This window comes from Mycobacterium stomatepiae, assembly GCF_010731715.1.
Classification (GTDB): domain Bacteria; phylum Actinomycetota; class Actinomycetes; order Mycobacteriales; family Mycobacteriaceae; genus Mycobacterium; species Mycobacterium stomatepiae.
Map to the genome: position 1 here is coordinate 5225552 of NZ_AP022587.1, position 14466 is coordinate 5240017.

Here is a 14466-nt window from a genome sequence, read left to right on the forward strand (position 1 = left end):
AAAATCGCAGTGGCGTTAGGCTGGGCGCGAACTAGACCCCCGCGCGGACTTGCTGTGCGGCGGCGACCATGTTCTGCAGCGACGCGCTCACCTCGTCGGTGTTGCGCGTCTTGAGCCCGCAGTCGGGGTTGACCCACAGCCGTTCCGCCGGAACTGCCCGCAGCGCGGCCCGTAGCGACTCGGCCATCTCGCCCTTGCTCGGCACCCGCGGCGAGTGGATGTCGTAGACGCCCGGGCCCACGCTGTTGGCGAACCCGACCGAGTTCAGGTCGTCCAGCACCTCCATGTGCGAGCGGGCGGCCTCGATCGACGTCACGTCGGCGTCCAGGTCTGCGATCGCGCCGATCACCTCCCCGAACTCCGAGTAGCAAAGGTGCGTGTGGATCTGCGTCGAGTCGGCGACTCCGGAGGTGGCCAGCCGGAAAGAGCCGACCGCCCAACGCAAGTAGTCGTCCTGATCGGCGCGGCGCAGCGGCAAAAGCTCGCGCAGCGCGGGCTCATCGACCTGGATCACCGCGATGCCGGCCGACTGCAAATCCACCGTCTCGTCGCGGATGGCCAGTGCCACCTGGTTGGCCGTCTCGTCCAATGGCTGGTCGTCCCGAACGAACGACCACGCCAGGATCGTCACCGGGCCGGTCAACATGCCCTTGACCGGCTTGTCGGTCAGGGACTGCGCGTACTTGGCCCACTCCACCGTCATCGGCTGCTGGCGGATCACGTCACCGTAGAGGACCGGCGGTCGCACGCAGCGGCTGCCGTAGGACTGCACCCAGCCGTTCTTGGTGGCGAAGAAGCCGTCCAGCTGCTCGGCGAAGTACTGCACCATGTCGTTGCGCTCCGGCTCGCCGTGCACCAGCACGTCGAGGCCGAGTTGCTCCTGCAGCTTGATGACGTCGGAAATCTCCTCCTTCATCCGCCGGTCGTACTCGGCTTCATCGACCCCACCGCCGACCAGCGCGGCCCGCGCCTTCCGGATCTCGACGGTCTGCGGGAACGACCCGATCGTCGTGGTCGGCAACGGCGGCAGGTGCAGCCGCTCCGCCTGGGTGGTTCGCCGTTGTGCGGCGTCGCCGCGATGCACGCCGGACGCCAGGATCGAATCGAGCCGGGTCCGGAGTCCGTCGTTGTGCAGCCGTGGGTCACTCGTGCGCGAGGCGGCGGCGGCGTTGGAGGCCGCGATCTCCTCGGCAATGTCCTTCGACAAGGCGTCGCGACCGTCCCGCAGCGCGCGAGCCAGCGTCACCACCTCGGCGACCTTCTCCTGACCGAACGCCAGCCAGCTGCGCAGCGCGTCATCCAGGCCGGTCTCGGGCTCCAGCGAGTACGGCACGTGCAGAGTCGAGCATGAGGTCGAAACCGCAACGCTTCCAGCCGAACCCAGCAGGTTCGTCAGCTTGCCGAGTGCCGCCTGCAGGTCGGTGCGCCAGATATTGCGTCCGTCGACCACGCCGGCCACCAGGATCTTGTTCGCCAGCTCGGGGACCGCGGCCAGCGCGGTGTCGGCGCCGTAGACGAGGTCGACGCCGATCGCCTCGACCGGTGTGCGGGCCAGCGCTCCCAACGAGTCGCCGGGGTCACCGAAGTAGGTGGCGACGCAGATGGCCGGCCGGTTGCTCAGCTTGCCCAGCGCGTTGTAGACCGCCTCGGCCAGCGCAGGTGCGTCCGGAGAGATGTCGGTGACCAGCGCCGGTTCGTCGATCTGCACCCACTGCGCGCCATTGTCGGCCAGCAGGCCCAGCAGCTCGGAGTAGATCGGCACGAGCTCCTGCAGCCGGTCGATCGGCGCGCCGCCGCCGTTGACGCCCTTGCTCAGCAGCAGGAAGGTGACCGGGCCGATCACGACCGGTCGTGCCGGAATCCCTTGCTCGAGAGCCTCTTTCAGCTCGGAGACCACCTTGTGCGGGTTCAGGGTGAACTTCGTCGCGGGCTCGATCTCGGGAACGATGTAGTGGTAGTTGGTGTCGAACCACTTGGTCATCTCCAGCGGCGCGACATCGGAGTTGCCGCGCGCCGCGGCGAAATAGCGGTCCAGATCGTCGGGAACCTGTGCGGCCCGGAGCGGCAACGCGCCGAGCATGACCGCGGTGTCGAGCACCTGGTCGTAGTAGGAGAAGGTGTTCACCGGTACCGAGTCCAGGCCGGCGTCGGCCAGGCTTTTCCACGTGTCGCGGCGCAGGGTCGCGGCGACGCTTTCGAGTTCGGATCGGCTGGTCCGGCCTTTCCAGTAGCCCTCGGTCGCGCGTTTGAGTTCGCGGTTCGGGCCGATCCGTGGGGAGCCGACAATTGTTGCGGTAAACGCTTGGGGTGTCACGATATTCGTCCTTCAATCAGCGTGGTGGTCACCGCCAGCGGACGTGCAGCTGAGCCGTTCGCGGTACGCACATCAGTACCCACCACAACGGCTGCAGCCTAACGCCCATTCCACGAGGCGATGAGCCGCCGGACGCGGCGCGCCCGGCACAACTGGCAGGTCTCCGGACTCGCAGGCGCGCACTCAGGTGGTGCTCCTAGTGGCCGTCGCTTCCCAGTCTTCGGGCGGACCCGGTGACCAGTGCTTGCCAAAAACTCTGACGGCGGTCGTTCCTGCATACCGTTGCGGGACAGTCCCGGATTCTCACCGGGTTCCCTCTCGCGAAGCGTTACTCACGTTGCTTCGCTCGATGCCCGCGCCGCGGGTGCGGCGCGGGCAAACCAGCTGCGAGATGGAGTTTAGTCAGCCTTTCAGCGCCTGCGCGATCGGGATGTCGCCATTGTTGAATTCGATCGTTCGCCGGATGGTCGAATCGTCGGCCAGCACGGCAGCCACGACGAGCGCGACGTCGGCGCGCGACACGGAACCATTTTCGGCGCCGTGCGCCGGCCCGATCGCGATCCGCCCGGACGCCTCGTCCAGGGTGAGCCGCCCGGGACCCAGCACCGTCCAGTCGAGATCACTGGCCCGCAGGTGCTCGTCGGCGGCGGCCTTGGCCTCCGCGTAGGCGAAGAACGGATCATCCTGCGGTACACCATGATTCGGGCCAGCGCCGAAGTAGGAGACCATCACAAACCGCTTGACGCCGGCCTGGGCGGCGGCATCGATCACCCGGATCGCCGCGTCACGGTCGACGGCATGCGTACGCGCCGGGTTGCCGCCACCCGCGCCGGCGGAGAAGACGACCGCGTCGTGCCCCGCCAGCAGCTCGGCCAACGCGTTCGTGTCGAGCTGCTCGATATCGGCGACCACCGGTTTGGCGCCGGTGGCGGCGACGTCGTCGCAGTGGGCGGGATTGCGGAGGACCGAGCTCACCTCGTCTGCGCGCTCGGTCAGGATTCGAGCCAGGTGCAGCGCGACCTTGCCGTGGCCGCCGATGATGATGATCCGTGCCATATTCCCGACCGTACGCGTCGCAGCAGCCGCGCCGGTTGCGCGGCGGCCCAGGTCACGGGTTTCGTAGCCCCTCGATCGCGAGCTCCATGATCCGTTTGGCCTGCCGTTTCCCCTCCGTTCTCGCCCCGGTCCGCCACAGAAAACTCATCAGCAGCAGAACGTCCGCGGGGTCGAGGTCCGATCGCAGCGAGCCGTCGCTTATGCAGGCATCGAGCAGCTGGCCGACGGCAGCCACTATGGGCGCATACGTTTCGTCGATTGCGTCCTGTAGCGCCGCACTGTGTAGTGCGTCGCCCAGCCCATGTTTGAGGCGCACGTAGTCGGCGAGTTTCTGGAACCAGAGGCGGAATGCATCAAGCGGTGAGTGGGCCTGCAGCAATTTGGAGACCGAACCGACCAGTCGTTCGACATCGTGCCGGTATACGGCGAGGATCAACGCTTCCCGGGTGGGGAAGTGGCGGTACAGCGTTCCCGCCCCGACGCCTGCGCGTTTCGCGATCTCGTTGAGCGATGTCGTGCCCGAGTCGGCGAATGCATCGTGCGCCACCTCGATGATGTGTTCGCGATTGCGCACGGCGTCGGCGCGAATCGGGGTAGCGCTGTCGTCTGCCACGGACCGGCACCTCCTTGGTCGGCGACGTTCGCCCTGCTGCGAGCATAAGTGGAGACCGTCTCCGGTTAGCCGTCGGACAGACGGTCGTGGAAGTAATCCTCGTAGGCCGCCAAGTCGAGCAGGCCGTGGCCCGAGTAGTTGAACAGGATGACGGTTTCTTGTTGGGCGCTGCGCGCGGCCAGCGCCGCGTCGATCACGCCTCGAATCGCATGCCCGGTCTCCGGCGCCGGGACCATGCCCTCGGTGCGCGCGAACCGCACGGCCGCCTCGAGCACGGATCGTTGTGGGTAGGCGACGGCTTCAATCCAGCCGTGTTGCAAAGGTTTGACACGATCGGGGCCGCGCCATGGTAACGCAGTCCGCCGGCGTGCTGAACCGGCGGAACAAAGTCGCGTCCGATCGAGTACATCCATAGCCGCGGTGTCAGCCCGGCGGTGTCACCGTATTCGTAGCGCAGCTGGCCCTTCGTCAAGGTCGGACACGATCGCGGTTCGACGGCCACCAGGCGGGGCCTGCCTCCTTCGGTGACGCCTGATTGCAGAAACGGCAGGGCCAGACCCGCGAAGTTCGAGCCGCCGCCGCACGAACCGACGATGACGTCGGGACTGCCCTCGCCCGCGAGACGCAGTTGGTCCTGTGCCTCCAGCCCGATGACGGTCTGATGGAGCAGGACGTGGTTTAGCACAGAGCCGAGCGCATAGTGAGTATCCGGGTCCCCGAGTGCCTCCTCGACGGCTTCACTGATGGCTATCCCGAGCGAACCGGGGGTGTCGGGATCGCGTTGCCTGGCCGATCTTCCCGCCTCGGTCGTCGAGGACGGGCTGGCGATCACCTCGGCGCCCCAGGTCTCCATCAGGACGCGGCGATACGGCTTTTGCCGGTGCGACGCATCCACCATGAAGACACGGCAATTCAGGTCGAAGAATTGACAGGCCATCGACAACGCGCTACCCCATTGTCCCGCACCGGTTTCGGTGGTGATTCGGCAGATGCCTTCGGCTTTGCTGTAGTACGCCTGCGCGACAGCAGTATTGGCCTTATGCGAACCGGCCGGCGACACCGACTCGTCCTTGAAATAGATCCGGGCGGGGGTTTCCAGTGCACGTTCGAGACGCATGGCACGCACCAATGGGGTGGGACGCCAAAGCCTTAAGATATCGAGCACTTCACCCGGCACGTCGATCCAGGGTTGGGCGGACATCTCCTGTTCGATCAAGGCGGCGGGAAAAATCGCGCGAAGATCGTCGCGGTCAGCCTCCCGATCGAGGACCGGATGCTGCGGTGGTGGGAGTGGCATGGGAAGGCGGGACGCCACGTTGAACCATGCCGTTGGGATATCTTCGGGTTTGAGCACATAACGCAATGTGTTGGTTTCCCTTCGAATCGAACGCTTCAGACCGATGCCGAAGTAAACACCTTTGCGGCCGAAATGCGTTCACACTGCACAAGTGCATGCCCAACGCGACAACGAAGCCGGCGATCGCGGTCGCACCGCGTGTTCGTCGTGTTCGCTTTCGCCGAATCGCTATCCGGCAGTGGACAATTGCGGTATTTGCGCCATTATCGCCTGCGCTAGCCTGTCATCCGAGATGCCCTGGAAGTCGTAGCGTGGCGTGTACGGCGCCTGCAGTTTCTGCATTTCGGCTTCGGTGAGGTGGAGCTCGAGGGAGGCGATCGCGTCGTCGATCTGGCCGACATTGCTAGCTCCGACAATGGGCGCTGTCACCACCGGTTGGGCGCGCAGCCAGGCCAGCGCCACCTGGGCGCGGCTGACGTCGTGCTCCGCAGCGACGGAGCCGACGGCGTCGACGATGGCCTTGTCGGAGCCGTTATCACCAGCGGCATACAGCATGTCGGCGAATCCGTCATTCGACGACCGTGCGGTGGCTTTGGCGTCCCGCCACGATCGGGCGAGCCTGCCGCGCCCCAACGGACTCCAGACGATGGTGCCAACACCCTCGTCGAGGCAGAGCGGGATCATCTCGCGTTCCTCCTCGCGGGCCAACAAATTGTAGTGGTTCTGCATCGAGACGAATCGCGCCCAGCCGTTGGCCCGCTGCAGATGGAGGGCCTTGGAAAACTCCCAGGCCGGCATCGACGACGCACCGAGATAGCGGACCTTTCCGACCTTGACCAGGTCATGCAGGGCCTCGAGAGTTTCCTCCAACGGGGTGGTGTGATCGTTTCGGTGAATCTGATAGAGGTCGACGTAATCGGTGCCTAATCTGCGCAGCGAATGGTCGATCTCGGTCATGATTGCCTTGCGGCTCAAGCCTGTTCCGTTCGGTCCCGAACGCATCGGGTGTCTCAGCTTGGTCGCGATGACAACGTCGTCCCGGTTGGCGTAGTCGCGTAGGGCACGGCCCAGGATCTCTTCACTGCTTCCCTGCGAATACATGTTAGCGGTATCGAAGAAGTTGATCCCGGCTTCGATTGCGTGTCTGATCAAGGGCCGCGACTGGTCTTCGGGCAGCGACCACACGGGATGTCCGCGCCGGGGATCGCCGTACGTCATGGCACCAATTGCGTTGGGAGACACGTCTAATCCCGATTTGCCCAGCTTGATGTAATACAAGGCCCACTCCCGCCCGAGGCTCTTAGCGGAGAGTTCTCCGCTACTGCCGCGAAAGTACCGGAGAACTCTCCGGTTGGCAAAAGCAGTCGATGGCGTCACCGAGACACGAACCGCATGACGGTGGCCCGCACGGCATTGCGCCGGCTCGGCGACCTGGCGGCGCGAGATCAAATCGCCCGGTGGTCGGGCGCGATGATTACAGCTTGACTTTGCCCATGATCAGGTCGATCAGCGGCTTACCCGGTGCGTACGACCCGGTCACCGATGCCATCGTGTGTCCGGTGTCCACCAGCAGCGTGACGCCGCTGACGCCACTGGCGGCCTCGCTGTTCAGGAACGCCATGACGTCGCCCATCTGCTCCGGGGTGTGCACCTTGGAGCCGGTCTCGTCGCGGTAGTCCTGGGCGAAGGAGAGCCACAGGTCCGCGTTGGCCTGGGCCAGCGGGGTATCGGTCGGGCCGGGACAGATCGCGTTGATGCGAATGCCCTTCTTTAGCAGGGGGTATCCCTGGTTGGCCACGTAGGCGTTGATGATCTTCTTGCTGGTGCCGTAGTGGATGATGCCCTCGGCCTCGTGGGCCTGCGACCAGGCCACGGCGGCCGCATAGTCCGGCGTGGCCAGGAACTCGTTGATCAGGTCCAGGTCGTTCTCCCAGCCCATGCCGGCAACCGAGGAGATGAAGCAGATGGCCGAGCCGTTGGGTAGCTGGTTGTTCTCCAGCAGCCGGTCGATCAGGTGGCGGTGGCCGATGAAGTTGATCTTCAACAGGTCGGTCGTTCCGTCGGCGACACCGGCGGCCGAGAACAGAGCGTGGATTGGGCCCTCGACCTGCCCCAACGCGGTGTCGATCGAGGCGGGGTCGCGCAGGTCCACCTGTACCGCCTGGGCAACGTCGTAGTCCACCGGCGCGTAGTCCAACACGATGACTTCGGCTCCGAGTTCCGCCGCCGCCTTGGCCGCCGCAGCGCCCATGCCGGTCGCCCCGCCGACAACGAGTGCGCGCTTACCGTCGTAGCGCAACCGATCGACAATGGTCATGGAAATCCCCTTCTCGGATAATGCCAACGCGGTTCTAACCGCTCAACTGTATGGGTAACAGTTATTTGGTTCAATACCGGGCTCGGTTTAAATGACGCTGCTTCTACTTGCCGCGCCCGGCTACACCGCGCAACACGGTGTCACGGATGTGCACCAGCGCCGGTCGCTTGCCGATTTCGCGCAGAATGTTCTCCGGGATCCACTGCAGCCCGATGACGCAGCGCGCCAGCATCGCGGTGGACGGAGCGTCGATGCGGATCTCGCCGGAGCGGATCCCTTCGGAGAGCAGGGATTTCATCTGTCGCAGCCGGGTGGGATACGACCAGCCCGGATTGGCGGTCGGCGGTGATTGCCGCATCCATGCCAACTGAATCCGGAATTCGTCGGAGAATCGGTCCAGCGCGTTGACGTTGATCCAGCTCAGCGCGTCCAGCTTCTCGACCGGCGTGGCATCTGAGCGCAGCACGCTGACCCATCCGGCCTCGACCTTCTGCCCGAACGACACCATGATCGAGTCGAGAAGTTCGTCCTTGGAGCCGATCACCCGATAGACGGTGCCGGTGCCAAGCCCCGCCGCCGACGCGATGTCGCGAATCGTGGTGGCCTCATAACCTTTGCGACCGAATTCGGTTCGTGCCACCGCACGGACATGGGCGGCCTTGTCGCTGGGATCGGCGTCGCTGTCGTCGGCCCACGATTCGATCACCGCGCTGGCGGCCGCGAAGGCGTTGGACCGATCCAGCGCCGCATCGGTGGGTGGCCGGGCCGCCAACCCTTGCAAGATGATTCGGCACAGCAGCTCTGCCACCTGGTCGGGCGCGGAGTTGTGGCGCATGACGTCGAGCCCGACCTGCAGCATGGTCTGGCAGATGCGGTCGGCCAGCGTGGGGAGGTCGATGTCGGGTTTGATGTAGCCGCTCCAGCGGCCTGCACGCAGCGTTTGCACCATCGCCTCTTGCACCGCGACGGACTGCTGCCGGGTCAGATTCATCAATTCCGGGTCCGCGCTCGGTCCCTCGTAGAACGACATCTGCAGCGCGGCCCGATGCTGCACGGCACAGTTGGCGACCGCCGACCCCAGCTCGATGATTTTCGCGGCGGCCGGTCGCGAATCGGCGTCGTCCAACCTCGCCTTGGCGTTTTCCCCAATGCGGTGCAGATCGTCTTGATAGCGGCGGATCAGCTCGATCAGGATCGCTTCTTTGGATTCGAAGTGGTGATACAGGCTCCCGGGCAGAATGCCCGCCGCGTCGGCGATCTCCTGCAACGAGGTGCGCAATCCCGAGGACGCGATCAAAGACGCGGCGGTCTGCAGGATCTCGGTGCGACGCGTCCCGGAGTCGTCGTTGCCGGCCTGATCCAGACGATCGGCCGTTGCCCGCTTGCCCTTAGCCAAGGTCTCGGCTTTGGCCATGGCTAACGGTGCGCATACCGAGAGGACTGCGACCGGGCCAAGCTGCGCATCCGTCCTCCTGCCGAACCAAATCTTTGTTAGAGGTTATCAGATTGCCCAATCGGAAACCCGGCTCAAATGCGCTGCTAACAGCGGTGACAACCCATTTTAAGGTCCTGGAGTCCGGGGCCGCCCCACCTGTCCAGCCCGACCACCAGCCAGCGCCGGGCCTGCGAGTCCGAGCCGTAGCGGAACGGGTGGCGGTCGGCAGGTATTCGATATCCATCAGCGGCCTCTCTTGGTAAGGCGCGCACCAACTTCGGCGAGATACCGGTCGGGCCCGCCGAGAAGCGCGCTCCAGCTCAGCAGGCGCTTGAGGCAGAGGTGCGCGTCGTGTTCCCAGGTGTAGCCGATCCCGCCGAACACCTGGATCGCCGTGTCGCCGACGGTGGCCAGTCGCCCGGCGAACGCCTTCGCCCGCGCCGCGGCGAGATGCCTTTCCTCGGGCGTGGCGGCGTCGGCGGCCCAGAGCGCATGGATCACCCCGCTGCGGGCCAGTTCGACCGTCTCGTACATGTCGACGCAGAGGTGCTGGATCGCCTGAAACGACCCGACGACCTGACCGAATTGCTTTCTGACTTTCGCGTATTCGACGGCGAGGTCCATGACGGCCCGGGCGGCGCCGAGCGCGTCGGCCGCGGTGGCGATCAGCAGGTCGTCGATCACCGCCGCAACGTCGGCCGGTGCCGCCGTAGCCAGCCGCCGCGCGGGCGTGCCGTCGAGCCGGACGCGAAACTGCTTGCGGGTCTGGTCGATACCGCGCTCGGGCGCTACCGTGACCGTCGCAGTGTCGGTGTTCACCGCGAAAAGCCCGGTGCCGTTTGGTTCTTCGGCCAGCACCAGCAGGATGTCGGCCGCCGCGGCGTCGGACACGTCGCCGAGCTCGCCCCGCAGGACATCGCCGGCGTACACCGCGACGTTCTCGAAGTCCAAGAAGCTGACGGTGGCGATCGTCGTCCCGCCGGCGATGCCGGCCAAAATTGTTGCGGCGGAGGCGTTGTCGCAGAGATGAGTCAAGGCGCGCGGCGCGGCCACCGCGGTCGACAACCACGGACCGGGATGCAGCGCGGCGCCGAGCTCTTCGGCCACCACGCCGGCCTCGATCATCGTCATCCCGGCGCCGCCGTGCTCCTCCGGCACCAACAGCCCGGTGGTGCCGAGGTCGGCCAGGCCACGCCAGACCGCGTCCTCGATACCGGCCGGATCGTCGAGCAGTTCGCGCACGTGACCCGAGATCGGAGCCTTGTCGGCAAGGAAGCGGCGGGTGGTGTCGCGCAGTGCGACCTGCTCGTCGGTGAGTTCGAGGTTCATTTGCGTGGCAATCCGAGGACGCGTTGCGCGGTGATGTTCTTGTTGATCTGCGTGGTTCCGCCCGCGATGGTCAGCGAGCGCGAGGTGAGACGGTAGTTCGCCCACGCGGCGTTGTCGCCGCGGGCGCCCAGCACGTCGAAAGCCAACGCGGCCATGTCCTGTCCGATCTCACCCCATACGGTCTTGGCGAGGCTGGCCGATCCGAACGCGGTGATCTCCGAGCCGCCGTGCAGTGTCGCCGAGATCGACCGCTGACACAGGACCTCGAGATATTTGATGCGGACCGCGATTTCGCCGAGGCGACGCAGCGTTACCGCGTCTTCGAGCGCGTCGGTTTGTGCGGCGATGTCGTCGACCAGTTCTTCCAGTCGCACCTGCATCTCGGCGTAGAGCCGTGCGGCCCCGGCCCGTTCGTGACTGAGCGTGGTGGTGGCAACCTGCCAACCCCCGTTGAGCGGACCCAGCAACGCGTCGGCCGGCACCCGCACGTCGTGAAAGAACACCTCGGCGAAATCCCTTTCCCCGTTCAGCGTGACGAGCGGACGGACCTCGATGCCGGGCAGGCTCATGTCGACGATCAGGCACGAGATCCCCTGGTGCTTCGGAGCGTCGGGATCGGTGCGCACATAAAGCTGGCACCAGTGCGCGCGGTGCCCGAGCGAGGTCCAGATCTTCTGGCCGTTGACGACGAAGTGGTCACCGTCGGCGACCGCGCGGGTGCGCAGCGAGGCGAGGTCGGATCCGGCCTCGGGCTCCGACATGCCCTGGCACCAGATGTCGTCGGCGCGCATCATCCGGGGCAGCAGCGTCTTCTTCTGTTCTTCGGTGCCGTACTGCATGATCGCGGGAGCGATATTGTTCATCCCAATGACGTTGAGCGGCATCGGAGCCCGCGCGCGCGTGGTCTCCTCGGTGTAGATCAGCTGCTAGAGAACGGTCGCTCCGCGACCGCCGTATTCGCGGGGCCAGGAGACCGCGGCCCATCCGGCGTCCGACATCGTGCGGCTCCAGCCGCGCAGCATCTCGAATGACGCATCGTCGCGGCCCGAGGGCCGGCGGGCGGCTACCAGTTCGTCGGTCAGGTTCGCGCACAGCCAGTCGCGCAGCGCGATGCGGAACTGTTCCAATTCCGCCGGATAGGAGAAGTCCACTTTTCCTTGGCTCTGGTCGTGGCTAACTGCGACTTAGCCGGACTTTACGGTGGTGCATTTTGTTGGTCAACAACGTCTACCACCGGTGACCACAGCCACCTGGCCGGTCAAGGCAATCGAGACGCGCTCCCGATTCGTTGACTGCCGTGAAGCCGGACTCTACGGCGGAACAGATATTTGGTCAATAAGTCGGAGGTGGCGTGGTTGACGACGCTGGTGCTCAGCGGTGGCAGACCCTGGGCATGCTTGCGTCCGCGCTGGCGGGCCGGGCAGTTGCGGTTGCCGGGCTGTCCTCGGGCGAGCCGGCCTGGACGGATGGCCAGACGATTCACGTCGATATGGACGCCCCGGCCCGCGCCAAACTCGAAGCCGTCGCCGTGCAGGCGTCGATGATCGCGGCGGGCAGCCTGGACCCCGGCGTCCTGCGGTGCCTGGTCCGCCACCCGTGACTGGCCAAGCGCTACCTCGCGGTTGAGGGCCACCGCGCGTTGGTCGCCAATGAGCATCTGCTACCAACGGTTTTGGCGTCGCTGGGCAATCGCGACATCGCGAGCCGCGCCGAGTCGCCGGCCGCGTCGTTGGACCTGGCCAGCGGGCGGGCGCTCCTTGGCGACCCGGCGCCGGCGTTCGGCGTGATCCGCGCGGCCAAGGTGCTGGCCGCGAGCGCCCGGGTCGCCACGAAAGACGAAGAGAGCGACGCCCAACATGTGCGGCGGAAAAGTGGCCCGCAGGAGCTGGCGGAGCTCGACGACGGCGAGGTCGACGATTCCGCCGATCCCGACCTGTTCACCAGCCCGGTCGGCGGAGGCGGCTTCATCGGCAAGTGGCTGACGACGATGCTGTCGCCGAAACGGCGGGGTGCGCACGGCAGCGGCGGCGGACCGCCCGGCGCGGATGCCGCGACGCATCGCAGCGACTCCGCAAAACGGGGTGCGCACGCCGTGTCGTCGCTGGCCTCGACCGCGAGCGAGGATGTCAACGGCGCCACCGCTGATGGCGTCCGGTATCCGGAATGGGACGTCGCGCGCAAGCGCTACCGGCCGGCGTGGTGCACGGTGCGCGAGGTCGAGCCGCAGATCAAGGTCTCGGCGACGCGGGCGATCGAGAACGCCGTCGGCGTGCGACGGCCGTTGTCGCGACTCGGCATGGGTTTGTACCGTCGTCACCGCCAATCGCAGGGGGACGACATCGACATCGACGCCGCCGTCGAGGCCCGAGTCGAGGTGCGGGCCGGCTCGGTGCCCGACGAGTCGGTGTACACCGACAGCTTGCGGCGCCGCCGCGACCTGTCAGCGTTGCTGCTTCTCGACGTGTCGGGTTCGGCCGCCGAGCCCGGAACGGTCGGGCGCACCGTGCACGAACAACAGCGCACGGCGGTGGCCAACCTGACCGTCGCGCTGCACGACCTCGGCGACCGCGTCTCGCTCTACGCCTATTACTCGCAGGGACGCACGGCGGTAACCATGGTGCCGGTCAAGCGGTTCGACGACCATCTCGACGTCCATATCATCCGGCGGCTGAACAGCCTGGAACCCGGAGCCTACTCCCGGCTTGGCGCCGCCATCCGGCATGGCTCGTCGGTGCTGGAGGCGAGCGGTGGCACGGCACGGCGGCTGCTCGTGCTGCTGTCCGACGGCCTTGCCTACGACCATGGGTACGAGCGGGCCTACGGCGCCGCCGATGCGCGCCGGGCGCTGTCCGAGGCCCGTCGGCGCGGGATCGGCTGCGTGTGCCTGACCATAGGTGCGGGCACCGACGTGGCATCGCTGCGCCGGGTGTTCGGCGGCACCGCACACGCCACGATCGGGCGCCCGGACCAGCTCGCCGGGGTGATCGGACCGCTGTTCCGCTCCGCGTTGCGCTCGGCGGAGGTGCGCCGGCGGGTGAGTGCCTGAGCATCCGGTGTCACGCTGATGCCATGTCCCCGAATGCAGTTCGTGTACGCATCCCGACAGCAGAGCTGTTCGTCGGACGCACTTGAAACAAACATCTGTCCCGGTTAGGCACCGATCACACGGAAGGGACGTTATGGCCAACGAGTCCGGGATCGCTTGTCGCAACGGTGCGAATCCCGACCCGGACGCCGACGCTGCCGGGGTGCGGCCCTACTACCGGGCGGTCGGCGGCGAAGAGGCGATCTTCAAAGCCGCCTACCGTCAGGGTCTGGCGCTGGTATTGAAGGGGCCGACGGGTTGCGGCAAGACCCGCTTCGTCGAGGCGATGGCCCACGACTTGGGCCGACCGCCGATCAGCGTGTCCTGTCACGACGACCTCACCACGGCCGACTTGGTCGGGCGGTATCTGCTGCGGGGCGACGAGACGGTGTGGGTGGACGGCCCGCTGACCCGCGCGGTGCGAGAGGGCGCCATCTGCTACCTGGACGAAGTCGTGGAAGCCCGCCAGGACACCACCGTGGTGCTGCATCCGCTGGCCGACCACCGGCGGCAGCTACCGATCGAGCGTCTCGGCATCACGCTGGACGCGGCTCCCGGATTCGGCCTGGTGGTGTCCTACAACCCCGGCTACCAAAGCGTGCTCAAGGACCTGAAGGATTCGACGCGCCAGCGCATGGTCGCGATCGAATTCGGTTATCCCGCAGCCGTTGTCGAGGAGGGTATCGTCGCGCACGAAGCCGGTGTGGACGCGGCGACCGCGGCCGAACTGGTGCGCTTCGGGCAGGCCATCCGCCGCCTGGAGACCGGGGGCCTGCGCGAGGTCGCGTCGACCCGCGTGCTGATCGCGGCGGGCCGGCTCGTCGCCGAGGGTCTGACCATGGTCGAAGCCGCGCGGGCAGCGATCGCCGGGCCGCTCACCGACGACGTCGCCGTGGGCCGGGCGCTGGGCGAGATGGTCGACGTCTACTTGGGCGGCGGATAGATGATTGACGCTGCGGAGCGCTGCCGCTAGCGTCTGAACAAATATTAGGTCTGCCGTGAATCGTTGGGCGTGAACAG

At 66.4% G+C, this 14466-nt stretch carries 8 protein-coding genes, 3 pseudogenes and 1 riboswitch; of the genes and pseudogenes, 2 read left to right on the plus strand and 9 right to left on the minus strand.

The window, feature by feature from the left end; genetic code table 11:
- Positions 1 to 31 precede the first annotated feature (31 nt).
- From metE to G6N54_RS24975, 9 genes and pseudogenes are all read right to left on the minus strand, one after another.
- Entirely contained in the window at positions 32 to 2314 is a 2283-nt protein-coding gene (gene metE / locus G6N54_RS24935; protein WP_163792943.1) for a 5-methyltetrahydropteroyltriglutamate--homocysteine S-methyltransferase, read from the minus strand.
- Positions 2315 to 2451: 137 nt separating this feature from the next.
- Positions 2452 to 2714: riboswitch (cobalamin riboswitch) on the minus strand.
- A 2-nt stretch (positions 2715 to 2716) separates the two neighbouring features.
- Entirely contained in the window at positions 2717 to 3370 is a 654-nt protein-coding gene (locus tag G6N54_RS24940) for an SDR family oxidoreductase (protein WP_163792945.1), read from the minus strand.
- Between the two features lie 52 nt (positions 3371 to 3422).
- A complete protein-coding gene (locus tag G6N54_RS24945) occupies positions 3423 to 3983 on the minus strand; it encodes a TetR/AcrR family transcriptional regulator (protein WP_163792947.1) in 561 nt (186 codons plus the stop codon).
- Positions 3984 to 4048: 65 nt separating this feature from the next.
- A pseudogene (locus G6N54_RS24950) lies at positions 4049 to 5337 on the minus strand (TrpB-like pyridoxal phosphate-dependent enzyme).
- A gap of 171 nt (positions 5338 to 5508) precedes the next feature.
- Complete coding sequence (locus G6N54_RS24955) at positions 5509 to 6498, minus strand: aldo/keto reductase (RefSeq protein ID WP_269475871.1); 990 nt, start codon at positions 6496 to 6498, stop codon at positions 5509 to 5511.
- A 256-nt stretch (positions 6499 to 6754) separates the two neighbouring features.
- Positions 6755 to 7597, minus strand: a complete 843-nt coding sequence (locus G6N54_RS24960) for an SDR family oxidoreductase (RefSeq protein ID WP_163792951.1) — start codon at positions 7595 to 7597, stop codon at positions 6755 to 6757.
- Positions 7598 to 7700: 103 nt separating this feature from the next.
- Positions 7701 to 9011 carry a TetR/AcrR family transcriptional regulator gene (locus G6N54_RS24965; RefSeq protein ID WP_163792953.1) on the minus strand — a complete coding sequence of 437 codons (1311 nt, stop codon included), beginning with the start codon at positions 9009 to 9011 and terminating at the stop codon, positions 7701 to 7703.
- Positions 9012 to 9275: 264 nt separating this feature from the next.
- Complete coding sequence (locus G6N54_RS24970; protein WP_163792955.1) at positions 9276 to 10361, minus strand: acyl-CoA dehydrogenase family protein; 1086 nt, start codon at positions 10359 to 10361, stop codon at positions 9276 to 9278.
- Positions 10358 to 11512 (minus strand): annotated as a pseudogene (locus tag G6N54_RS24975) (acyl-CoA dehydrogenase family protein). Before G6N54_RS24975 ends, G6N54_RS24970 begins: the two are co-directional and overlap by 4 nt.
- A gap of 200 nt (positions 11513 to 11712) precedes the next feature.
- Between G6N54_RS24975 and G6N54_RS24980 the strand changes: the two are divergent.
- Positions 11713 to 13407: pseudogene (locus G6N54_RS24980) on the plus strand (VWA domain-containing protein).
- Positions 13408 to 13540: 133 nt separating this feature from the next.
- The gene (locus G6N54_RS24985; protein ID WP_163792957.1) at positions 13541 to 14389 is read left to right on the plus strand and encodes a CbbQ/NirQ/NorQ/GpvN family protein; all 849 of its coding nucleotides are present in this window, start codon (positions 13541 to 13543) and stop codon (positions 14387 to 14389) included.
- The last annotated feature ends 77 nt before the right edge of the window (positions 14390 to 14466 follow it).